Raw genomic sequence first — 21,464 nt, 5'->3', positions numbered from 1 at the left:
CTTTTCCCATGTATAAATTGTACCAGTATTAGGAATGGAAAATTTGTCTGCTGTTTGATTTAATGATAAATGATGTAGCCATTTATATTCAATAACTTTTTGCTTAAAGATAGGAGTATGTTTACGATTTTTATGAAGAAGTTGTGGAATACCACCATGTTCATAATGAGATATCCATCTGTAAAGAGGAGCTATATCTGGCATGTTTAGAATTTTAGCTACATGAGAAATAGAATTTCCTTTTAAAACCATTTTAATTGCTTTAACTTTAAATTCATTTGAGTATTTAGTCATAAAAAAACTGCACCTCCAAAAGTTGTTTTGTGTCCAACTTTTGGGGTGCAGTTCATATATAACTACATGCTTTTTATATTAAAGTTTAATTTGTTTATCTTTGTAGATATCTAATTGAGCTTGTTCTTGAGTTAAGATTTTATCAGCAAGAGCAAGTTGCATATCTACTTGGCTATAAGATGTTCCACCGTAAGAATTGCGGTTTTTAACGCAAGTTTCTGGTGCAATAGCTTCATAGATATCTTCTTCAAATAAATCAGACATCTGTTTGAATTCGTCCATAGTTAAGTCTTCAAGCCATTTATTATTTTCGATGCAGTAATGAACAGCATGACCAGATACACTATGAGCTTTTCTAAATGGCATACCTTTTTTTACAAGATAATCAGCAAGGTCAGTAGCATTAGAGAAGTCTTCACGAACAGCTTTAAGCATTACATCTTTTCTAACTTTCATGCCACGGATTAATTGAGCATATACAGCAAGGCTGAATTTGATAGTATCAATAGCGTCAAATAAACCTTCTTTATCTTCTTGTAAATCTTTATTATAAGCAAGAGGTAAACCTTTTACAGTTGTGAGCATAGCCATTAAATGACCAATTACACGACCTGTTTTACCGCGAACAAGTTCGGATACGTCAGGATTTTTCTTCTGTGGCATCATACTAGAACCAGTGCAATGAGCATCATCTAATTCTACGAAAGAGAATTCACGAGAGCACCAGAAGATGATTTCTTCACTGATACGGCTTAAGTGAATCATGAGAATAGAAGCTGCGGATAAAAATTCCATGATGTAATCTCTATCACTTACAGCATCTAAGCTGTTTGCATAAATAGCATCAAAATTGAGCTGTTTAGCAACGAATTCACGATCAATAGGGAAAGTTGTACCAGCAAGAGCACCAGCACCAAGTGGCATAATATCACAGCGTTCATAAACACCTTTGAAACGGGAGAAGTCACGGCTGAGCATGGAGAAATATGCCATCATATGATGAGAGAATAAAATAGGCTGTGCACGTTGAAGGTGAGTATAACCAGGCATGATTACATCTTTGTATTTTGTAGCTGTTTCAGTTAAAGCAGTCTGTAATTCTTTGATTAAATTAATAACTTCAACTGTTTCACGACGTACATACATATGGGTATCAAGTGCTACTTGGTCATTACGGCTTCTAGCAGTGTGAAGACGACCGCCAGCTTCACCGATAGCTTCTGTAAGACGTTTTTCAATATTCATATGAATATCTTCAAGGTCAACAGAAAAATTAAAATCACCTTGTTCAATTTTAGCTAAAATATTTTTTAAGCCGGAGATGATATTATTTTTATCTTCTTCAGTCAAGATACCAACTTTGCAAAGCATGGTAGCATGAGCTATGCTACCAGCTATATCTTCATGATACATGCGTTTGTCAAAGTTAATAGAAGCCTGAAATTCATTGATCATTTCATCTGTAGATTTGGCGAATCTACCGCCCCACATTTGTTCAGCCATTATTTTAAACCTGCTTGTTCTTTCATTAATGCACGAACTTTGAGTGGAAGACCAAAGAGGTTGATGAATCCAGTAGCATCTGCTTGGTTGTAAACATCGTCTTCTTCAAATGTTACGAATTCTTGGCTGTAGAGGGAGTATGGAGATTTTGCACCAGCTGGGCAAATATTACCTTTATAAAGTTTAAGTTTAACAGTACCAGTAACTGTTTCTTGAGTTGCATCAACGAATGCTGCAAGAGCTTCACGAAGTTGGGAGAACCACATACCATCATAAACAAGTTCAGCATATTTAATAGCAACTGTTTCTTTGTAATGAAGAGTTTGACGGTCAAGGCAAAGATATTCAAGTTCTTGATGAGCAGCATATAAGATAGCTCCGCCTGGGTTTTCATATACGCCACGGGATTTCATACCAACAAGACGATTTTCTACGATATCTGTGATACCTACACCATTTTTAGCACCGATTTCATTTAATTTTTCAAGAAGTGCAACAGGAGCAAGTTTTTCACCGTTTACAGCAACAGGAATACCTTTTTCAAAGTCAATTGTTACATATTCAGCTTCATCAGGAGCATTTTCAGGAGCTTTGCTGATTAAGTACATGTTATTTTTTGGAGCGTTCCAAGGATCTTCAAGGTCAGAACCTTCATGGCTTAAGTGCCAGATATTTCTATCCATGGAATAAGTTTTGTTTTCTGTAGCGATTGGAATACCATGTTTTTCAGCATAAGCAATTTCTTGTTCACGAGAACGAAGTTCCCATTCACGCCATGGAGCGATTAATTTGATGTTTGGAGCAAGAGCTTTTACAGAAAGTTCGAAACGAACCTGGTCATTACCTTTACCAGTAGCACCGTGAGCAATAGCGTCAGCGCCTTCTTCTTTAGCGATTTCAACAAGGCGTTTTGCGATGAGTGGACGAGCAAAGGAAGTACCTAAAAGATATTTACCTTCATAAACAGCGCTAGCTTTTAAAGTTGGGAATACATAGTTTTCTACGAAGTCTTCTGTCAAATGTTCAATATAAACTTTAGAAGCACCAGATTTTAAAGCTTTGTCATGAACAACATTTAATTCGTCACCCTGTCCGATATCAGCACAAACAGCGATAACTTCGCAACCATTATAGTTTTCTTTGAGCCATGGAATGATAACGGAAGTATCAAGACCACCAGAGTAAGCAAGAACTACTTTTTTAATATTTTCCATTTAAATTACAACTCCTTAAATTACGATTTTTAAATAGTCATATTTATGTATGGCTATTAGATATATTAACAGATTTATCAGCCCATTAAAAGAGCCATAATTGCTTTTTGTGTGTGAAGACGATTTTCTGCTTCATCAAAAATAACATTTGCATTCTTTTCAAGAACATCTTCAGCGATTTCTTCACCGCGATGAGCAGGAAGACAATGCATTACGATAGCGCGTTTATCAGCTACTCTGAGAAGTTCATTATTGATTTGATAATCTTTGAAGATTTTTACACGTTCATCATGTTCAGCTTCTTGTCCCATGCTTGCCCAAACATCAGTATATAAAATATCTGCATCTTTAGCAGCTTCAAATGGGTCATTTAAGATTTCAATAGTAGAACCAGATTGTGCAGCATCAAGTTTAGCATTAGCTACTACTTGAGCATTTGGTTCATAGCCTTTTGGACTAGCACTAGCAAAGTTCATACCAACTTTAGTACAAGCATACATTAAGGAATGAGTCATATTGTTACCATCGCCAATATAAGCCATTTTCAAGCCTTTTAAATCTTTGCCTTTATGTTCTTGAGCAGTTAAAAGGTCTGTGAGTGCTTGGCAAGGGTGAAGTAAGTCTGTGAGTGCGTTGATTACAGGAATGCTAGCATATTGAGCAAATTCTTCAACAATCTCATGACCGAAAGTACGAATCATTACACCATCAAGATAACGAGAAAGAACACGAGCAGTATCTTTAATTGGTTCGCCACGACCGATTTGAAGGTCACGGTTAGATAAGAATAATGCTTGTCCGCCTAATTGATACATACCAACTTCAAAGGAAACACGAGTACGAGTAGAAGATTTTTCAAAAATCATACCGAGAGTTTTACCTTTTAAAATGTGATGTTCAATACCAGCTTTTTGTTTAGCTTTTAATTCATGAGCTAAATTTAAAATTTCCATAACTTCATCAGAAGTTAAATCATGTATAGATAATAAATCTTTGCCTTTTAGCATGAATATTTCCTCCTCGTTAAGTTTTAAGCGTATTTTGGTAATACTTTATCTAAAACAGAAATTAATTCGTCAACATGAGCTTTTGTGATATTAAGTGGTGGTACAAAGCGAAGTACATTGCCAGCAGTGCAGTTGATGATTGCACCATAATCTAAACATTCGTTTGCAATTTCACGGCCAGGACGAGTAAGTTCCATGCCTAAAATTAAACCACGTCCACGAACTTCTTTGATTAAATTTGGATATTTTGCTTTGTATTCTTCAAATTTAGATTGAAGATAAGCACCGATTTCTTTGGCATTTTCCATGAGATTGCCATCAATTAAAGCGTCTAAAACAACGCAAGTAGCTGCACAAGCAAGAGGATTACCACCGAATGTAGAGCCATGGTCTCCAGCGTGGAAGGCATTAGCAACTTTGTCTGTAGCCATGAAAGCACCGATTGGCACACCGCCAGCGAGACCTTTAGCAAGTGTTACAATATCTGGTTTTACACCAAATTGTTGGCAACCAAAGAATGTACCAGTACGACCCATACCGCATTGAACTTCATCGAAGATTAAAACAGCATTGTATTTGTCGCATAAAGCACGTACTTTTGGTAAATAATCTGGATCAGGAACATGAACGCCACCTTCACCTTGGATAGCTTCAAGCATTACAGCACAAGTTTTATCACTCATTTTTGCTTCAAGTGCTTGAATATCATTATATGGCACATAGTCAAAACCAGCAGGTAATGGACCAAAGCCATGATGATAATGATCTTGACCTGTAGCAGTCAATGTAGCAAGTGTACGTCCATGGAAACTATGAAGCGCAGAGATTATTTGAATTTTTTCAGGGTCAATATTAGTTGCGTATTTACGAGCAAGTTTGATAGCACCTTCATTAGCTTCTGCACCGGAATTTCCGAAGAAGACTTTATCCATGCCACTTAATTTTTTGAGTTTTTCTGCTGCTTCAACTTGAACTTCAGTGTAATAAAGGTTGGAGCAATGTATCATTTTGCTAGCTTGTTGAGAAACTGCATCAACGAGTGGTTTATAATTATGACCAACTACATTTACGGCAATGCCAGCTAAAAAGTCGATATATTTTTTACCTTTTGTATCATAAACATATGGACCATCGCCATGGTCTAAAACTATATTATAACGAGCAAAGACAGGCAAATAATCGCTTTTGTCTTTGGCGAATATTTCTTCATTAGTTAACATATAAATTCTCCTTTTGTCGAATTAACGAACTACTTCTGTACCGATACCTTGAGAAGTAAATAATTCGAGAATTAAAGAATGAGCTTCGCGACCATCAATGATACAAGCTTTGCCAGTACCGCTATCGAGAGCATGGAGACATGCTTCTACTTTTGGTATCATGCCACCGCCGATACTGCCATCATTGATGAGTTTTTTAGCTTCGCTTTGAGTGAGTGTAGAGATAAAGGAAGATTTATCTTCGAAATCGCGATAAATTCCTTTAGTATCAGTTAAGAGTAAAAGTTTTTCAGCTTGAAGTGCACCAGCGACTTCAGCAGCTACATAATCAGCATTGATATTAAATGATTCATCTGCATGACCTGCACCGATTGGAGCGATTACAGGAACATAATCATTATCTAGTAAATCATTGATTAAAGCTGTATTGATTTTTTCTACTTCACCAACATAACCGATATCTACTTGTTCAACAGCGTCTGTACCATTATGTACTTCTGCTAATTTTTTATGAGCGATGATTAAATCTGAATCTTTACCACTTAAACCAACAGCACGAATGCCGAGGCGATTTAAACGATTTACGATTTCAGAATTGATTTTACCAGCAAGTACCATTTCAGCGATTTGCACAGTTTCTTTATCAGTAACGCGAAGACCGCTTACAAATTCAGTTACTTTGCCGAATTTTTTTAAGAAAGATGTGATATCAGGACCGCCACCATGAACGATTACAGGGCGAATACCAACATATTTCATAAGTACGATATCTTTCATTACTTGTTCTTTTAAAGTATCGTTTATCATGGCATTACCACCGTATTTGATAACGATGGTTTTGCCGTAGAATTCTTGAATATATGGAAGGGCTTCTACTAGAATAGAAGCCTTATCTTCTGCGGAAAAATTATTTAAATTACTCATCAGGTGTGATACTCCCCATTGATTTTTACATATTCGTAAGAAAGGTCACAACTCCAAACTGTAGCATCTTCTTGTCCCATGTTTAATTCAATATCAATAACGATATCTTTTTCTTTCATAACATGAGCGAGAGCTTTTTCATCATAAGTTGCACCAGTACCATTAGCAAAAATAGTAATGCCACCGAATTTTACAACAGTTTTTTCAGGAACCATATCTGCACCAGAGTAACCAACAGCACAGATTACACGTCCCCAGTTAGGGTCTTCACCGAAGAATGCAGTTTTTACAAGTGGAGAATTAGCAATTGCCATACCTACAGTTTTAGCATCAGCAAAAGATTTTGCACCTTTTACATTGATTGTTAAGAATTTGCTAGCACCTTCACCATCAGCTGCAATTTGTTTTGCAAGTTCTGTGCAAAGCATCATGAGTTTATCAAAGAAGATTTGATAATCAGCGTTTTCTTCTGTGATTTTTGCATTATTTGCTTCGCCGTTAGCGAGTACGATTACCATATCATTTGTACTCATATCACCATCAACGGAAATCATGTTGAAGGATTTTTCTACACAACCAGATACAGCTTTTTGTAAAAGCGCTTGGTCGATAGCAATATCAGTAGTAATATAGCAAAGCATTGTAGCCATATTAGGACGAATCATACCAGAACCTTTTGCGATAGCGCCCATGCGAACTGTTTTACCAGATAATTCAAATTCGCAAGTTACACTTTTGCTGTGAGTATCAGTAGTGATAATAGCTCTACCAGCATTACCACTGCCATCAGCAGATAAATTAGCTACAGCATCTTTGATACCAGCTTCAAGTTTATCCATTGGCAAATTAACACCGATAACACCAGTGGAACCAACGATTACATCATCAGCATTAACACCGAGTTCATCAGCTGCGATTTGTGCCATTTTGTGAGCATCATCTAAACCTTGTTGACCAGTGCATGCATTAGCACAACCAGCATTAGCTACGATTGCATGAGCAGTTCCTGTAGCAACAACTTCTTTAGATACATAAACTGGAGCAGCAGCTACTTTGTTTTGAGTGAATGTACCCGCTACAACAGCTTGAGTTTTTGTATAGATAACAGCAACGTCTAAGTTACCGCTTTTTTTTATGCCAGCTTTAACGCCTGCTGCAGTGAAACCTTTGGCAAACGTTACACCTTGAGTATCTTTTTTTATCATAAAATATACCTCCGAGTTATCGAAATATCATGGATAAATTGGAGTGAAATCCAATCCTGTTTTTTCATCGAAACCGCAAGCAATATTAAAGTTTTGAATAGCTTGACCTGCGGCGCCTTTTACTAAATTATCAATAGCGGAAAGGACGATAATGCGACCTGTTCTAAGGTCAATATGCCAACCGATATCGCAGAAGTTAGAACCACGAACTTCTTTAGTAGATGGGTAAGCACCTCTACCTAATAAGCGAATGAAATATTCATCGCCATACATATCAGTGTATGCTTTATCTATCATTTCTGGAGTAACCCATTGTTTGATATTAGCATAGCAAGTGCTTAAAATTCCTCTAGACATTGGTACTAGATGAGGTGTGAAGTTCAAAGTAACTTTACGATGACATAAATGACCTAAAGCCTGTTCGATTTCAGGTGTATGACGATGTGTAGCTACGCCATAAGCTTTGAAATTATCATAAAGCTCAGGGTAATGTGTCATTTGTTTAGCTGAACGACCAGAACCAGAAGTACCAGATTTAGCATCAACAATAATAGTATTTGGTTCAATAAATTCATTTTTTACAAGTGGTGCTAAAGCTAAGATACTAGCAGTAGTATAGCAACCAGCATTACCAATAATTTTAGCATTTTTAATATCTTCGCGATAAAGTTCAGCTAAACCATAAACGCGAGGTGCGTCTTTATGTGTATGAGCTACTTTATACCATGCTTCATAGATATCTGTATCATCAAAGCGATAATCAGCACCTAAATCAATAATGCGAACATTAGTATCGGCTAAAGCTTTACCTACTTCCATAGCATGACCATGAGGAAGACCAATAAATACAAAATCGCTATCGTTTGCGATAGTATCCATATCTTTCATACTGATTAATTCTTGGTCATATAATCCTCGTAAGTGAGGATATACTTCAGAAATTTTTTTACCAGTATAACTTTCTGAAGTTATATGCACTACTTGAACTTGGGGATGGTTGTACAGTAAACGTAAAAGTTCTGCACCAGCATATCCAGTAGCACCAATAATACTTACTCTAATCATGATATCCTCCATTTTTAAAAGTTAAATATTAACGCTTCAATATAATTAAAGATATGCAGTGTTAACATGTAAATAAATTATAACACAAAATAAAAAAAACGCTAACAAAATAAGGTGGTTATAATTATACAACTCAATCGTATAAAATTTCAATAGTTTTTTTAAAAATTTTTAATAAAAAATGGTATATATAAACTAAAAGAATATATATACCATAAATTAATATTTATAAACTATGTTTATTTTTGGCTTTGAATAGTTAAAGTACGGAAGAACTTATGCATAAACATTGAATAATTTTCTAAATTATCATCTTCAGTATCTCCGCCGATTATTTGATAAGAACAAATCCAATGATTGTCTTTAGCATCATAAACATCAGCAAACATAACTACACGGCTATCATTAGCAAATGTGAAAATTACATAAGCATCAGCGTAATTTTTAATACTTTCTTTATAGATAGCTAGTGCTTCACGATTGGACAAAGTAGTGATATCAGTACCTGTAGTAGCTTTTATATTTTGGATTACATCTTTATCAGATAATAAAGTATAAGTAACTTCATCTTCTTTAGCTACTTTGAAGATAACGTCTGTCAACATATCAGGAGTGATTAATTCTGGAGCATTAGGTAATTTAGCTTTACGTTCAATGCTTAATGCGGAAGGTTTGTAGCTTGGTGTATAAATAGCCAATGTATGGATATTTTTTAAATTATAATCTTCATCCATCATGGTGATTTTCTCATTAGCAGCAAAGGCTGTAGATATACTAAAGAGCATAATTGCTAATAATGAAAATATAGTAATTAGTTTTTTCATGAAAAAGCCTCCTAAATAAATCTTAATCAATAAATAATATTCGTTTTAAAAATTTTATTTCCTGCAAAAAAAGACTCCAAACGATATATTTTGTTTGGAGCCTTTTGTATTTTATTTTAAGAAACCGTTTATGATTTGATTTTCAGCTTCTTTTTCAGTTAAGCCTAAGCTCATTAATTTTATTAATTGTTCTCCTGCAATTTTACCGATAGCTGCTTCATGAATTAAATTTGATTCAGGATGATTTGCTTTGATTTCAGGAATTGCAGAAATTGTAGCATCGTCCATGATGATAGCATCACATTCAGAATGACCATGGCATTTGTTATTACCATAGATTTTAGCAATGAAGATTTGTTTTGATTTTTCTTGAGCTACAGCTCGAGAGATAATATTAGAGTGGGAATTTTCTCCATCTAAATTTACTTCAAAATCACTTTCTGCATATTGATTGCCATGTGTTAAAAGTTTTTCTTTTACAATTAAAGTGGAATTTTTACCAACAGTTCCTTTAGTAATTCTTTTTGTAGAATTAATACCACGAATTTGAGTTGTTTCCATTTCCATATAGGAATTTTCGTCCATTTCAACAATGGTAGTAGGGTTCATGATGCGTTTACCATCACCATCGCCAGAACCATAATGTTTTTCTAAATATTTTACTTTAGAATTTTTACCTATATAAAAAGCATGAATACCATCATGTTCGGAGTCTGCATTGCCACAGTTATGGATACCACAGCCAGCGACGATGGTTACATCACAATCATCACCGATGAAAAAGTCATTATATACTAATTCATTAACGCCAGATTTATCCATAATTACAGGAATGTAGCAAACTTCTTTTTTTGTTCCTGGAGCAATGCGGATATCAATGCCATCTTTATCTTCTTTTTTAGTTATAGTTATATTTTTACTAGAAGCTCTATCAACAGCTTTACTATTTAAACGGATATTATAAGCACCTTGTGGTTTATCTTTAATACCAGCTACTTTTTCTAATAAATCTTTTTCTAGATTATCTAACATGAGGAGTCCTCCTATTTTTTATAGAAATCACAAACACCAGCAACTTCCATAAGTTGAGGCATGATTTCTTCTTTTGTGCCAATTTGTTTAATGGAGCCATTTGCAACTAATACAATTTGGTCAGCTATATTTAAGATGCGTTCTTGATGGGAAATAATCATAATGGATTGTTGTTGTTCATGTAATTTTTCAAAAACACTGATGAGTTTTTGGAAGCTCCATAAATCAATACCAGCTTCAGGTTCATCAAAAACAGCTAATTTAGTTTGTTTACGAGCTAAGATAGTAGCGATTTCAATACGTTTGATTTCGCCACCAGATAGGGAAGTATCTACTTCACGATTTACATAATCAGCAGCGCAAAGACCTACTTCAGAAAGATAAGTGCAAGCGCCACTAGTAGATAATTTTTCTCCAGCTGCTAGGCTGAGTAAATCTTTAACACCAATTCCCTTGAAGCGAACTGGTTGTTGGAAGGCAAAACTAATACCAGCTAAAGCTCGTTTAGTAATATCCCAATCAGTTATATCTTCACCATTAAAGAAGATTTTACCGCTAGTTGGTTTTTCAATGCCCATGATGATTTTGGCTAATGTAGATTTACCACCACCATTTGGACCTGTGATTACTGTAAATTTTTTATCATCAATAACTAAATTGATATCTTTAAGAATTTGTTTTGTTTTATTTCCATCATTAACAGAAAATGATAGATTTTTTAATTCTAACATTAATCTAACTCCAATCTAATATATTTATGTAATTTATATATATTAAATACATAATATATGATACCTATTATACAATTTTTATTATGTATTAGCAAAATAAATTAAATCAAAAATATTTGTTAAATCGTGATTGATTATAAAAGAGTTTATATGGCTAGTCAATGAAGAATATAGCTTTTTTGAAGAAAAAAACAAAGATTTTTGTAAATAAAATCAATAAAAAAGATATCCTTAATTAATATATATAAGCATAATTTTTATACTTGAAAACAACTTTTTTTAACTTTTTTTTAATTTTTTTCAAAAAAGGGGTTTACAAATGAATTATCTTATGATAACATTATTACCTGTCAGCACGGTGCTGACAAACGAAAGCGAGAAACGCTGGTGTAGCTCAATTGGCAGAGCAGCTGACTTGTAATCAGCAGGTTGGGGGTTCGATTCCTCTCGCCAGCTCCATATTCTTTACCAAATCGCGGGGTGGAGCAGTTGGTAGCTCGTCGGGCTCATAACCCGAAGGCCAGAGGTTCAAGTCCTCTCCCCGCAACCAAAACCGATTCTGCTGGTGTAGCTCAGTCGGTAGAGCGTATCCTTGGTAAGGATAAGGTCACCGGTTCAATCCCGGTCATCAGCTCCAGAAAATATAATATGGCGGCGTAGCTCAGTTGGCTAGAGCATGCGGTTCATACCCGCAGTGTCCGGAGTTCGAATCTCTGCGCCGCCACCAATTAAAACAACAACCCCTTAATAGGGGCTTTATTTATGTTGGTAGCCTTTGAATATACCATATAAATATTCAATGAAAAATGATAATATTTTCAGTGTCAGGCGTTTTTGGTAGTTCAATTTCGCCTGAAGTCGTGTTATTTATTTGACACATGTTTTTAATTGTGATAAATTATATAGGCGACGTTTATAAGACGAACGAATATTATACTAAATGATGTAAAGAGGGGTGCATGAGATGCGCAATGCTGTTACTTTAGCCTGCACTGAATGCAAACAGCGCAACTATCAGACTAATAAAAATAAAAAAAATAATCCTGATAGAATTGAAATGAAAAAGTATTGCAAATTCTGTAAAAAACATACTTTACACAGAGAAACAAAATAAGGTTTTCCTTTGTAGTAGTGTGAGGAAGTGAAGAAATGGCACAGAATGAAAATACTCCAGTAAATCAGGAAAAATCCGGAATAATAGGATTTTTATCTGGTGTAAAAAGTGAGTTAAAAAAAGTTGTTTGGCCTACTCGCAGAGAACTGGTTTCTTATACAGGAGTAGTTTTCGTTGCAGTGGCATTTGTTTGTGCTTTAATTTGGATATGTGATACTGTTTTTGCCCGTATATTTGATCTCATTTTACGATAATTACAGGAGGTGGAGATGTCTTGTCCCTTGGCATGGAATTAGAAAAGAAATGGTATGTTATACATACATATTCCGGTTATGAAAACAAAGTAAAAGCCAATCTTGAAAGAAAAATCCACTCCATGGGCATGGAAGACAAAATCTTCAATGTAATCGTGCCTGTAGAAAAAGAGACTGAAAAGAGAAATGGCAAAGAAAAAGTAGTAGAAAGAAAAATTTTTCCAGGTTATGTCTTACTTGAAATGATAGTTGATGAACGTTCTTGGTATATTGTAAGAAATACACCAGGCGTTACAGGATTTGTAGGTTCAAATACAAAACCTGTTCCATTAACTGAAGAAGAAGCAAATAGAATTTTAAAAGCAATGGGTATGGATAAACCAACAGAACTTGATGTTGAAGTGGGAGACCAAGTAAACATTACTTCTGGTGCTTTTGAAAATTTTGTTGCAACTATAACAGAAATTGATTATAGTAAGAGTAAGATTAAAGGCGTTGTTGATATGTTTGGTCGTGAAACTGCAATTGAAGCAGATTTCGATCAGATAGAAAAAATATAAATCAGCAAATTCAAATATAACATATAGTTATATTCCATAATCCTAAGGAGGTGTAAATAACAATGGCAAAAAAAGTTGTTAAACTTGTAAAATTGCAAGTTCTCGCTGGTAAAGCTACTCCTGCTCCTCCAGTTGGTCCTGCTTTAGGTCAGGCTGGTGTAAATATCATGGCTTTCGTTAAAGAATTCAACGAAAGAACTGCTAAACAGGGCGGTTTAATTATTCCAGTAGAAATTACAGTTTTTGAAGATAGATCCTTTACTTTTGTTACAAAAACTCCACCAGCAGCTGTGTTATTAAAGAAAGCAGCTGGCATTGAAAAAGCATCTGGTGAACCTAATAAAAAGAAAGTGGCTAAATTACCACGTGCTGAAGCAATGAAAATTGCTGAAAGCAAAATGCAAGACCTCAATGCTGCAGATATCGAAGCTGCAACTCGCATGATCGAAGGTACTGCACGCAGCATGGGTATCGAAATCGTTGACTAATTTTATTAGTTGATGTAAGATACTTGACTGTGGGAGGCTTATACCGTTAAAACCACAAAGGAGAGAATTTTAATAATGGCTAAATTTGGTAAAAAATACCAGGACGCAGCTAAATTAGTTGAAGCTGGTAAAGCATATGATTTAGCAGAAGCTATTGAAGTAGTTAAAAAAACTGCTACTGCTAAATTTGATGAAAGTGTTGATGTAGCTGTTCGTTTAGGTGTTAACCCTAAATATGCAGATCAGCAAGTTCGCGGTGCCGTTGTATTACCACATGGTACTGGTAAATCTAAAAGAGTTTTAGTTTTTGCTAAAGGCGATAAAGTTGCTGAAGCAGAAGCTGCTGGAGCTGACTTTGTTGGTTCTGATGAACTCGTTGCAAAAATCAAAGAGGGCTGGTGTGACTTCGATGTTACAGTAGCAACTCCTGATATGATGGGTGTTGTAGGTCGTTTAGGTAAAATCCTTGGTCCTCGTGGCTTAATGCCAAACCCTAAACTTGGTACTGTTACAATGGATTTAACAAAAGCTGTTAATGAAATTAAAGCAGGTAAAGTTGAATATAGAACAGATAAAGCTGGTAACGTACATGTGCCAATCGGTAAAGTTTCTTTCGACAATGTAAAACTTGTTGAAAATTTACAGGTTCTTCTTGACACATTAGTAAAAGTTAAACCAGCAGCAGCTAAAGGTCAGTATATGCGTAACATCACAGTTAGCACAACTATGGGCCCAGCTGTTACTGTAAACACAAACTTCAAAGCTGCTAAAGCTGAATAATTTAATATTCATTTAGTAAAGCGACTTAAGACAGCAGGTGTTACATTATTTGTAACATAATATAGCCTGCCGAGGTCAGATACTTGGCAAGGCATGAAAACTTTGCGGTCTCTGGTCCTCACTAGAGACCGTTTTTTGGTTTCGTAATAAATATTTCTCATTTGAGAGGGGGTGTCATGTAAATGGCAAACATTCGTCCAGAAAAACAGGCCGCAGTTGCAGGTCTTAAAGAACAACTTAGCGCTGCAAAAGGTGCTGTATTAACAGGTTATAGAGGTTTAACTGTAGCTCAAGATATGAAACTTCGTGCTAAACTTCGTGAAGCAGGTGTTACTTATCATGTTGTAAAAAATACAATGGTTCGTATTGCTGCAAATGAAATTGGCTTAGAAGGTTTAGATCCAGTTCTTAACGGTACTACTGCTCTTGCAGTATCCGCTGATGATGCTGTAGCTCCAGCTAAAGTTATATATGAATTCATCAAAGAAAATAAACTTGAAAACACAGAAGTTTTAACTATTAAAGCTGGTTTTGTTGAAGGTAAAGTTATCAATGTTGAAGAAGTTAAAGCTTTGGCATCCCTACCATCCCGCGAAGTTCTCATCGCGAAAGTTCTTGGCAGTATGCAAGCTCCTATCTCTGGCGTTGTCAATGTACTTCAGGGTACTATTCGCAATGCAGTATATGTGCTTGATGCAATCCGCGCTCAGAAAGAATCTGCATAAGCAGACTCTCTTTATATAAATAATATAAAAATAAAATGAAATTAATGTTTTAAATTTGGAGGAATATAAAAATGACTAAAGAAGAAATTATGCAAGCCATTGAAGAAATGACTGTTCTTGAATTATCCGAACTTGTAAAAGCTATGGAAGAAAAATTTGGTGTTAGCGCTGCTGCTCCTGTAGCTGTAGCTGCTGCTCCTGCAGCTGGTGGTGCTGCTGCTGAAGAAAAAACTGAATTCGATGTAATTCTTGCTTCCGCTGGCGATAAAAAAATCAACGTAATCAAAGTTGTTCGTGAAGTAACTGGCCTTGGTTTAAAAGAAGCTAAAGCTTTAGTTGACGGTGCTCCTGCTCCTGTTAAAGAAGGCGCTTCCAAAGAAGACGCTGAAGCTTTAAAAGCTAAATTAGAAGAAGCTGGCGCAACTGTAGAACTTAAATAATTTTATTTTAAGTAAAGTTGATAAGCTATTAAAGGACACTGGATATTATCCGGTGTCCTTTTTGTGCTTTTTACGACAATATTAGATGGAAAATAAAATCTTTCTATCAAAAACAAGTGTCTAATGTAAAAGGTATGTAAATAAAAATATTTTCTTAAAATTCAATAAACTATAAAGTAAGATGCTATGAAGCTTTTATTTATAAGGGTTTTTACGGCTTTTATATTTTTATATGATACGCCAGGTGCCGTGTTAATAAAAATACTTGCAAAATATGTGTTGACAATGCTTTTTAATGATGATAATATTAATGAGTGCCTGAAATCTGTCAGTTAGTATTTAGGAGTGATAAAATGACAGTTACACTGAAAAATGCTAAACGCGTTATTGGCATAAAACAAGTTACTAAAGCGGTGAAAAACGATTTAGCGAAATGTGTTTACATAGCAGATGACGCAGATGATAGAGTTTTAAGCCCTTTAAGAGAGCTTTGTATGACTAAAAATGTAGAAATGATTTTTGGAAATACAATGGCTGAACTAGGTAAATCCTGTAACATTGAAGTAGGAGCTGCTGCGGTAGCATTACTTTAAGGGATACCGTTAACTAAGCTGAAAATCTCACAGCAAGTGAGATTTCTTAATCTAAAATATCCGAAACAAGGATAGGGCTTTGAAGCCTTTGGAAATTTGAGGAAGGAGGTGCATGTATGCCTACAATAAATCAGTTGATTCGTAAAAGCAGACAGAGCATGCAGGAAAAATCTACAGCACCGGCATTAAAAAATTGCCCGCAGAAACGTGGTGTTTGCACAAGAGTATATACTACTACTCCTAAAAAACCAAACTCCGCATTGCGTAAAGTTGCCCGTGTTCGTTTAACGAATAGTATTGAAGTAACAGCTTATATCCCTGGTATTGGTCACAATCTTCAGGAACATAGTGTTGTTTTAATTAGAGGCGGTCGTGTAAAAGACTTACCAGGTGTGCGTTATCACATCATTCGTGGTTCTTTGGATACTGCAGGTGTTCAAAACCGTGAACAAGGAAGATCTAAATACGGTGCAAAACGTCCTAAGAAAAAATAATTACTAAAACATTGAAGACTATGACAAGGAGGGGTAGTAATGCCAAGAAAAGGTTCCGTACCTAAAAGAGATGTATTACCAGATCCGGTGTACAAATCCAAGGTTGTAACTAAATTCATAAATAAAGTTATGCTTTCCGGTAAAAAAGGTGTTGCTGAGAAAGTTGTATATGATGCATTTGACATTATAAAAGAAAAAACTGGTAAAGACCCGATGGAAGTTTTTGAAACTGCATTGAAAAATGTTATGCCAGTATTAGAAGTTCGTGCTCGCCGTGTTGGTGGTGCTAACTACCAAGTTCCTGTAGAAGTTCGTCAGGATCGTCGTATGACACTTGGTATTCGTTGGATTGTTAACTATGCTAGACTTCGTGGTGAAAAAACTATGAACGAACGTCTTTCCGGCGAATTAATGGATGCTGCTAATAACACAGGTGCAGCAATTAAGAAAAAAGAAGATACTCATAAAATGGCTGAAGCTAATAAAGCATTTGCTCATTATCGTTGGTAATTTTAAAGTATCTTTTGTATAATATAAGGAGCGATGAGTAAGTGGCAAGAGCATTTTCACTCGAAAAAACTCGTAACATTGGTATTATAGCACATATTGATGCTGGTAAAACCACTACTACAGAGCGTATTCTGTTCTACACAGGTATACTTCATAAAATGGGTGAAGTTCATGAAGGTGGAGCAACAATGGACTGGATGGCACAGGAAAAAGAAAGAGGTATTACAATTACTTCTGCTGCTACAACTTGCCATTGGAAAAACCATCGTATTAACATCATTGATACACCAGGTCACGTGGATTTCACAGTTGAAGTAGAACGCTCTCTTAAAGTACTTGATGGTGCTGTTACTGTATTATCCGCAAAAAGCGGTGTTGAACCTCAATCTGAAACAGTTTGGCGTCAAGCTGAAAGATATCATGTACCTCGTATGGTATACGTTAACAAAATGGATATCATCGGTGCTGACTTCTATAATGTTCTCAAAATGATGGTTGAACGTCTTAACGCACATCCAGTTGCTATTCAGATTCCAATCGGATCTGAAGATACTTTCCAAGGTCTTATTGACTTAATTAAAATGAAAGCTGTAATCTACGAAGAAGATTATACAAAAGAACCTGAAGCCGTAGAAATTCCAGCTGAATATAAAGAAAAAGCTGAAGAATATCGTCAGAAAATGCTTGATTCTGTTGCAGAAACAGATGATGAATTAATGATGAAATATCTTGAAGGTGAAGAACTTACTGAAGAAGAAATCAAAGCTGCAATTCGTAAAGCTACAATCGCTTGCGAAATTACTCCAGTAGTTTGCGGTTCTTCTTACAAAGATAAAGGTATTCAGCCTATGCTTGATGCTGTTGTTGACTATATGCCAGCTCCAGTTGATATTCCAGCAATCAAAGGTATAAATCCTGATACAAATGAAGAAGACAAACGTGAATCTAGCGACGAAGAACCATTCGCAGCGTTAGCATTCAAAATTATGGCTGACCCATTTGTTGGTAAACTCGCATTCTTCCGTGTTTATTCCGGTACATTAAATGCTGGTTCTTATGTATTTAACTCTACAAAAGGCAAAAAAGAACGTATCGGACGTATTTTACAGATGCATGCAAACAACCGTAAAGAAATTGAAGTTGTTTACAGCGGTGATATCGCTGCTGCTGTAGGTCTTAAAGATACTACAACAGGTGATACACTTTGCGATGAAAATCATCCAATCATTCTTGAATCTATGGAATTCCCAGATCCAGTTATTTCCGTAGCTGTAGAACCAAAAACTAAAGCTGACCAGGAAAAAATGGGTATTGCTCTCCAGAAATTAGCAGAAGAAGATCCTACATTCCGTGTAAGAACTGATGCTGAAACTGGGCAGACAATTATCTCTGGTATGGGTGAATTACATCTCGATATTATCGTAGACCGTATGAGCCGCGAATTTAAAGTAGATTGTAAAGTAGGTAAACCACAGGTTGCTTACCGTGAAACAATCCGCAAAACAGTTAAATCTGAAGGTAAATTCGTTCGTCAGTCCGGTGGTAAAGGTCAGTATGGTCATTGCTGGATTGAACTCATTCCACAAGATCCAGGTGAAGGTTTCTCCTTCGAAAGCAAAATCGTTGGTGGTGCTATTCCTAAAGAATACATCGGACCAATCGAAAATGGTATCAAAGAAGCTATGGAAAACGGTGTTGTTGCTGGTTATCCAATGGTTGATATCAAAGCTATCGTTTATGATGGTTCTTATCATGAAGTTGACTCCTCAGAAATGGCCTTCAAAGTTGCAGGTTCTATGGCATTCAAAGCTGGTGCTTTAAAAGCAAATCCAGTATTATTAGAACCATATGTAAAAGTTGAAGTTACTGTTCCTGAAGAATACATGGGCGATGTAATTGGTGACTTAAACTCCCGTCGTGGTCGTATCGAAGGTATGGAACCACGCAATGGTGTACAGGTAATCAACGCATTTGTTCCACTTTCTGAAATGTTCGGTTATGCAACCGACTTACGCTCTAAAACACAGGGTCGTGGGAACTACTCCATGGAAGTTTCTTACTATGATGAAGTTCCTAAAAATATATCTGATGCTATTGTCGCTAAAACAAAAGGCGAATAATAAAGGAGGAAATTAATTAAATGGCTAAACAGAAGTTTGAAAGAACTAAACCACATGTAAACATTGGTACAATCGGTCACGTTGACCATGGTAAAACTACTTTAACTGCTGCTATCACTAAAGTTTTATCTGAAAAAGGTATGGCTCAGTTCGAAGATTACAGCATGATTGATAAAGCTCCAGAAGAACGTGAACGTGGTATTACAATCAACACTGCACACGTTGAATATGAAACTGACACTAGACACTATGCACACGTTGACTGCCCAGGCCATGCTGACTATGTTAAAAACATGATCACTGGTGCTGCTCAGATGGACGGTGCTATCCTCGTTGTTAGTGCTGCTGATGGCCCTATGCCACAGACTCGTGAACACATTCTTCTTGCTCGTCAGGTTGGTGTTCCTGCAATCGTTGTATTCCTTAACAAGGCTGACCAGGTTGACGATCCTGAACTTCTCGAACTCGTTGAAATGGAAGTTCGTGAGCTTCTCTCCAGCTATGACTTCCCAGGTGATGATATCCCTGTAATAACTGGTTCCGCTCTTCAAGCTCTTGAAGGCGATGCAGCTGCTAAAGAAAAAATTCTTGAATTAATGCAAGCTGTTGATGATTATATCCCAACTCCAACTCGTGACACTGATAAACCATTCTTAATGCCAGTTGAAGACGTATTCACAATCACTGGTCGTGGTACAGTTGCTACCGGCCGTGTAGAACGTGGTGAACTCAAACTTGGTGACACTGTTGAAATCGTTGGTCTTTCTGAAGAAAAGAAATCCACTACTGTAACTGGTATCGAAATGTTCCGCAAAATGCTTGATAGCGCTGTTGCTGGTGACAACATCGGTGCATTGCTTCGTGGTGTAGACCGTAAAGAAATTGAACGTGGTCAAGTACTTGCTAAACCTGGTACTATTCATCCACACAAAAAATTCAAAGCTCAGGTTTACGTTCTTACTAAAGAAGAAGGTGGACGTCATACTCCATTCTTCTCCAACTATCGTCCACAGTTCTATTTCCGTACTACTGACGTTACTGGTGTTGTAACTCTTCCAGAAGGTACTGAAATGGTTATGCCTGGCGATAACATTGAAATGTCTATCGAACTTATCACTCCAATCGCTATTGAAAAAGGTCTTCGCTTCGCTATTCGTGAAGGTGGCCATACAGTAGGCGCTGGTCGTGTAATCGAAATCGACGAATAATTTCAAGCTTAAGCTTATTACTTTTAATAATTAATTTGTATAAGGGCGGCATTTTGCTGCCCTTATATAAAGTTCTTTTAAAATGCGATGACGCGGCAGATTGCTTGCATAAGGCAAGGGAACTGGCGTGGAGAAATTGTCCGGGTCATGAATCTGGGCGACAAGGAGGAAAATAATTTGGCTAAACAGCAGAAAATCAGAATTCGTTTAAAAGCATATGATCATAAAGCACTTGATCAGAGCTCCGTTAAAATTGTTGAAACAGCTAAAAGAACAGGTGCAATGGTATCTGGTCCTATTCCATTGCCTACCGAAAAAAATATTTTTACAATTTTAAGATCTCCACATGTTAATAAAGACTCTCGTGAACAGTTCGAAATGAGAACTCACAAACGTCTTATTGATATTTTAGAACCAACATCTAAAACTGTTGACGCTTTAATGCGTTTAGATTTGCCAGCAGGTGTGGATATCGAAATTAAATTGTAAGAGGAGGTGGCAATAGATGGCAAAAGTAATTTTAGGTAAAAAACTTGGCATGACTCAAATCTTTACTGAAGAAGGTAAAGTAGTTCCTGTTACAGTTGTAGAATCCGGTAAAAATGTTGTTCTTCAGAGCAAAACTGTTGAAACTGATGGCTACAATGCCGTTCAGATTGGCTTTGGAACAGTTAAAGAAAAAAATGTAACTAAACCAATGAAAGGCCATTTCGCAAAAGCTGGCGTTGAACCAGTAAAATTTATTCGTGAATTACGCCTTGCAGATGTTCCTGAATATAAAGCTGGTGACTCCATCAGCGTTGACATATTTGGTGCCGGTGATTTAGTTGATGTTACTGGTACTTCCAAAGGTAAAGGTTTTGCCGGCGGTATTAAACGTCATAACTTTGCTAGAGGTCCTATGGGTCACGGTTCTAAATCTCATCGTGAACCAGGTTCTACAGGTGCTATGATTTCTGGTCATGGTGGACGTGTACTAAAAGGTAAAAAATTACCAGGCCGTATGGGTGGCGCTAAAGTTACAGTTCAGCGTTTAAGCGTTGTACGTGTTGATGCAGACCGTAACCTTATTTTAATCAAAGGTGCTATTCCTGGTGCTAAAAATAGCTTTGTTGTAATTAAAGATACAGTTAAACCTAAGAAATAATAATTGGAAGGA

General features: G+C 36.2%; 25 protein-coding genes, 4 tRNA genes and 1 other annotated feature. Of the genes, 18 read left to right on the top strand and 11 right to left on the bottom strand.

The window, feature by feature from the left end:
* From BMX03_RS01860 to BMX03_RS01810, 11 genes are all read right to left on the bottom strand, one after another.
* Nucleotides 1–294, bottom strand: a 294-nt coding sequence (locus BMX03_RS01860; protein ID WP_143052053.1) for a helix-turn-helix domain-containing protein, incomplete at its 3' end; no start/stop codon positions are given.
* Between the two features lie 78 nt (nt 295–372).
* Nucleotides 373–1,797, bottom strand: a complete 1,425-nt coding sequence (argH, locus tag BMX03_RS01855) for an argininosuccinate lyase (RefSeq protein ID WP_018998544.1) — start codon at nt 1,795–1,797, stop codon at nt 373–375.
* Complete coding sequence (locus BMX03_RS01850) at nt 1,797–3,011, bottom strand: argininosuccinate synthase (RefSeq protein WP_015562953.1); 1,215 nt, start codon at nt 3,009–3,011, stop codon at nt 1,797–1,799. The genes argH and BMX03_RS01850 overlap by 1 nt, the downstream gene beginning before the upstream one ends.
* 77 nt (nt 3,012–3,088) lie before the next feature.
* On the bottom strand, nt 3,089–4,018 hold the full coding sequence (gene argF, locus BMX03_RS01845; RefSeq protein ID WP_091693382.1) for an ornithine carbamoyltransferase: 930 nt from the start codon (nt 4,016–4,018) through the stop codon (nt 3,089–3,091).
* 23 nt (nt 4,019–4,041) lie between these two features.
* On the bottom strand, nt 4,042–5,238 hold the full coding sequence (locus BMX03_RS01840; protein ID WP_091693380.1) for an aspartate aminotransferase family protein: 1,197 nt from the start codon (nt 5,236–5,238) through the stop codon (nt 4,042–4,044).
* A 21-nt stretch (nt 5,239–5,259) separates the two neighbouring features.
* On the bottom strand, nt 5,260–6,162 hold the full coding sequence (argB, locus tag BMX03_RS01835) for an acetylglutamate kinase (protein ID WP_008538909.1): 903 nt from the start codon (nt 6,160–6,162) through the stop codon (nt 5,260–5,262).
* Complete coding sequence (gene argJ, locus BMX03_RS01830) at nt 6,162–7,367, bottom strand: bifunctional glutamate N-acetyltransferase/amino-acid acetyltransferase ArgJ (RefSeq protein WP_008538908.1); 1,206 nt, start codon at nt 7,365–7,367, stop codon at nt 6,162–6,164. The genes argB and argJ overlap by 1 nt, the downstream gene beginning before the upstream one ends.
* Before the next feature lie 27 nt (nt 7,368–7,394).
* Nucleotides 7,395–8,432: an N-acetyl-gamma-glutamyl-phosphate reductase gene (gene argC / locus BMX03_RS01825; RefSeq protein ID WP_008538907.1), complete on the bottom strand. Its 1,038-nt coding sequence runs from the start codon at nt 8,430–8,432 to the stop codon at nt 7,395–7,397.
* Between the two features lie 239 nt (nt 8,433–8,671).
* Nucleotides 8,672–9,256 carry a hypothetical protein gene (locus BMX03_RS01820; protein WP_091693377.1) on the bottom strand — a complete coding sequence of 195 codons (585 nt, stop codon included), beginning with the start codon at nt 9,254–9,256 and terminating at the stop codon, nt 8,672–8,674.
* A 111-nt stretch (nt 9,257–9,367) separates the two neighbouring features.
* On the bottom strand, nt 9,368–10,288 hold the full coding sequence (locus BMX03_RS01815) for a SufB/SufD family protein (protein WP_008538904.1): 921 nt from the start codon (nt 10,286–10,288) through the stop codon (nt 9,368–9,370).
* Nucleotides 10,289–10,299: 11 nt separating this feature from the next.
* Nucleotides 10,300–11,019: an ABC transporter ATP-binding protein gene (locus BMX03_RS01810; RefSeq protein ID WP_015562946.1), complete on the bottom strand. Its 720-nt coding sequence runs from the start codon at nt 11,017–11,019 to the stop codon at nt 10,300–10,302.
* A 383-nt stretch (nt 11,020–11,402) separates the two neighbouring features.
* Here BMX03_RS01810 and BMX03_RS01805 point away from each other — a divergent pair.
* The 18 genes from BMX03_RS01805 (at nt 11,403) to rplC (ending at nt 21,452) form a co-directional block, all read left to right on the top strand.
* A tRNA-Thr gene (locus BMX03_RS01805) sits at nt 11,403–11,478 on the top strand.
* Nucleotides 11,479–11,493: 15 nt separating this feature from the next.
* A tRNA-Met gene (locus BMX03_RS01800) sits at nt 11,494–11,569 on the top strand.
* 11 nt (nt 11,570–11,580) lie between these two features.
* Nucleotides 11,581–11,656: transfer RNA gene (locus tag BMX03_RS01795), tRNA-Thr, on the top strand.
* Between the two features lie 13 nt (nt 11,657–11,669).
* A tRNA-Met gene (locus tag BMX03_RS01790) sits at nt 11,670–11,746 on the top strand.
* A gap of 237 nt (nt 11,747–11,983) precedes the next feature.
* A complete protein-coding gene (gene rpmG, locus BMX03_RS01785; protein WP_008538901.1) occupies nt 11,984–12,133 on the top strand; it encodes a 50S ribosomal protein L33 in 150 nt (49 codons plus the stop codon).
* A gap of 35 nt (nt 12,134–12,168) precedes the next feature.
* Nucleotides 12,169–12,387: a preprotein translocase subunit SecE gene (gene secE, locus BMX03_RS01780; RefSeq protein WP_008538900.1), complete on the top strand. Its 219-nt coding sequence runs from the start codon at nt 12,169–12,171 to the stop codon at nt 12,385–12,387.
* 32 nt (nt 12,388–12,419) lie between these two features.
* On the top strand, nt 12,420–12,947 hold the full coding sequence (gene nusG, locus BMX03_RS01775; RefSeq protein WP_015562944.1) for a transcription termination/antitermination protein NusG: 528 nt from the start codon (nt 12,420–12,422) through the stop codon (nt 12,945–12,947).
* A 62-nt stretch (nt 12,948–13,009) separates the two neighbouring features.
* Entirely contained in the window at nt 13,010–13,435 is a 426-nt protein-coding gene (gene rplK / locus BMX03_RS01770) for a 50S ribosomal protein L11 (RefSeq protein WP_008538898.1), read from the top strand.
* A 75-nt stretch (nt 13,436–13,510) separates the two neighbouring features.
* Nucleotides 13,511–14,215, top strand: a complete 705-nt coding sequence (gene rplA, locus BMX03_RS01765; protein ID WP_015562943.1) for a 50S ribosomal protein L1 — start codon at nt 13,511–13,513, stop codon at nt 14,213–14,215.
* Between the two features lie 6 nt (nt 14,216–14,221).
* Nucleotides 14,222–14,361: a sequence feature (ribosomal protein L10 leader region), on the top strand.
* A 36-nt stretch (nt 14,362–14,397) separates the two neighbouring features.
* Entirely contained in the window at nt 14,398–14,940 is a 543-nt protein-coding gene (rplJ, locus tag BMX03_RS01760; RefSeq protein WP_022227866.1) for a 50S ribosomal protein L10, read from the top strand.
* A 71-nt stretch (nt 14,941–15,011) separates the two neighbouring features.
* Nucleotides 15,012–15,380: a 50S ribosomal protein L7/L12 gene (gene rplL, locus BMX03_RS01755; protein WP_015562940.1), complete on the top strand. Its 369-nt coding sequence runs from the start codon at nt 15,012–15,014 to the stop codon at nt 15,378–15,380.
* A gap of 353 nt (nt 15,381–15,733) precedes the next feature.
* Nucleotides 15,734–15,973 carry a ribosomal L7Ae/L30e/S12e/Gadd45 family protein gene (locus BMX03_RS01750; protein WP_015562938.1) on the top strand — a complete coding sequence of 80 codons (240 nt, stop codon included), beginning with the start codon at nt 15,734–15,736 and terminating at the stop codon, nt 15,971–15,973.
* 116 nt (nt 15,974–16,089) lie between these two features.
* Nucleotides 16,090–16,467 (top strand): 30S ribosomal protein S12, encoded by a 378-nt coding sequence (gene rpsL, locus BMX03_RS01745; RefSeq protein WP_008538888.1) that lies wholly within the window; start codon nt 16,090–16,092, stop codon nt 16,465–16,467.
* Nucleotides 16,468–16,506: 39 nt separating this feature from the next.
* Nucleotides 16,507–16,977 carry a 30S ribosomal protein S7 gene (gene rpsG, locus BMX03_RS01740; RefSeq protein WP_008538887.1) on the top strand — a complete coding sequence of 157 codons (471 nt, stop codon included), beginning with the start codon at nt 16,507–16,509 and terminating at the stop codon, nt 16,975–16,977.
* A gap of 41 nt (nt 16,978–17,018) precedes the next feature.
* Nucleotides 17,019–19,097, top strand: a complete 2,079-nt coding sequence (gene fusA, locus BMX03_RS01735) for an elongation factor G (RefSeq protein WP_008538886.1) — start codon at nt 17,019–17,021, stop codon at nt 19,095–19,097.
* A gap of 20 nt (nt 19,098–19,117) precedes the next feature.
* Nucleotides 19,118–20,305, top strand: a complete 1,188-nt coding sequence (tuf, locus tag BMX03_RS01730; protein WP_022227864.1) for an elongation factor Tu — start codon at nt 19,118–19,120, stop codon at nt 20,303–20,305.
* A gap of 177 nt (nt 20,306–20,482) precedes the next feature.
* Nucleotides 20,483–20,794, top strand: coding sequence for a 30S ribosomal protein S10 (rpsJ, locus tag BMX03_RS01725; RefSeq protein WP_008538883.1), 312 nt, complete (start codon nt 20,483–20,485; stop codon nt 20,792–20,794).
* 16 nt (nt 20,795–20,810) lie between these two features.
* Nucleotides 20,811–21,452, top strand: a complete 642-nt coding sequence (gene rplC / locus BMX03_RS01720; RefSeq protein ID WP_008538881.1) for a 50S ribosomal protein L3 — start codon at nt 20,811–20,813, stop codon at nt 21,450–21,452.
* The last annotated feature ends 12 nt before the right edge of the window (nt 21,453–21,464 follow it).

The organism is Megamonas sp. Calf98-2 (genome assembly GCF_900110235.1).
Classification (GTDB): Bacteria; Bacillota; Negativicutes; order Selenomonadales; family Selenomonadaceae; genus Megamonas; species Megamonas funiformis.
The sequence above is the reverse complement of the archived record's forward strand: the minus strand, read 5'-3'. Positions and strand labels throughout refer to the sequence as shown.

Coding starts and splice junctions, on each gene's coding strand:
- argH (WP_018998544.1), bottom strand. CDS start 1,797: ATGGCTGAACAAATGTGGGGCGGTAGATTCGCCAAATCTACAGATGAA.
- BMX03_RS01850 (WP_015562953.1), bottom strand. CDS start 3,011: ATGGAAAATATTAAAAAAGTAGTTCTTGCTTACTCTGGTGGTCTTGAT.
- argF (WP_091693382.1), bottom strand. CDS start 4,018: ATGCTAAAAGGCAAAGATTTATTATCTATACATGATTTAACTTCTGAT.
- BMX03_RS01840 (WP_091693380.1), bottom strand. CDS start 5,238: ATGTTAACTAATGAAGAAATATTCGCCAAAGACAAAAGCGATTATTTG.
- argB (WP_008538909.1), bottom strand. CDS start 6,162: ATGAGTAATTTAAATAATTTTTCCGCAGAAGATAAGGCTTCTATTCTA.
- argJ (WP_008538908.1), bottom strand. CDS start 7,367: ATGATAAAAAAAGATACTCAAGGTGTAACGTTTGCCAAAGGTTTCACT.
- argC (WP_008538907.1), bottom strand. CDS start 8,432: ATGATTAGAGTAAGTATTATTGGTGCTACTGGATATGCTGGTGCAGAA.
- BMX03_RS01820 (WP_091693377.1), bottom strand. CDS start 9,256: ATGAAAAAACTAATTACTATATTTTCATTATTAGCAATTATGCTCTTT.
- BMX03_RS01815 (WP_008538904.1), bottom strand. CDS start 10,288: ATGTTAGATAATCTAGAAAAAGATTTATTAGAAAAAGTAGCTGGTATT.
- BMX03_RS01810 (WP_015562946.1), bottom strand. CDS start 11,019: ATGTTAGAATTAAAAAATCTATCATTTTCTGTTAATGATGGAAATAAA.
- rpmG (WP_008538901.1), top strand. CDS start 11,984: ATGCGCAATGCTGTTACTTTAGCCTGCACTGAATGCAAACAGCGCAAC.
- secE (WP_008538900.1), top strand. CDS start 12,169: ATGGCACAGAATGAAAATACTCCAGTAAATCAGGAAAAATCCGGAATA.
- nusG (WP_015562944.1), top strand. CDS start 12,420: ATGGAATTAGAAAAGAAATGGTATGTTATACATACATATTCCGGTTAT.
- rplK (WP_008538898.1), top strand. CDS start 13,010: ATGGCAAAAAAAGTTGTTAAACTTGTAAAATTGCAAGTTCTCGCTGGT.
- rplA (WP_015562943.1), top strand. CDS start 13,511: ATGGCTAAATTTGGTAAAAAATACCAGGACGCAGCTAAATTAGTTGAA.
- rplJ (WP_022227866.1), top strand. CDS start 14,398: ATGGCAAACATTCGTCCAGAAAAACAGGCCGCAGTTGCAGGTCTTAAA.
- rplL (WP_015562940.1), top strand. CDS start 15,012: ATGACTAAAGAAGAAATTATGCAAGCCATTGAAGAAATGACTGTTCTT.
- BMX03_RS01750 (WP_015562938.1), top strand. CDS start 15,734: ATGACAGTTACACTGAAAAATGCTAAACGCGTTATTGGCATAAAACAA.
- rpsL (WP_008538888.1), top strand. CDS start 16,090: ATGCCTACAATAAATCAGTTGATTCGTAAAAGCAGACAGAGCATGCAG.
- rpsG (WP_008538887.1), top strand. CDS start 16,507: ATGCCAAGAAAAGGTTCCGTACCTAAAAGAGATGTATTACCAGATCCG.
- tuf (WP_022227864.1), top strand. CDS start 19,118: ATGGCTAAACAGAAGTTTGAAAGAACTAAACCACATGTAAACATTGGT.
- rplC (WP_008538881.1), top strand. CDS start 20,811: ATGGCAAAAGTAATTTTAGGTAAAAAACTTGGCATGACTCAAATCTTT.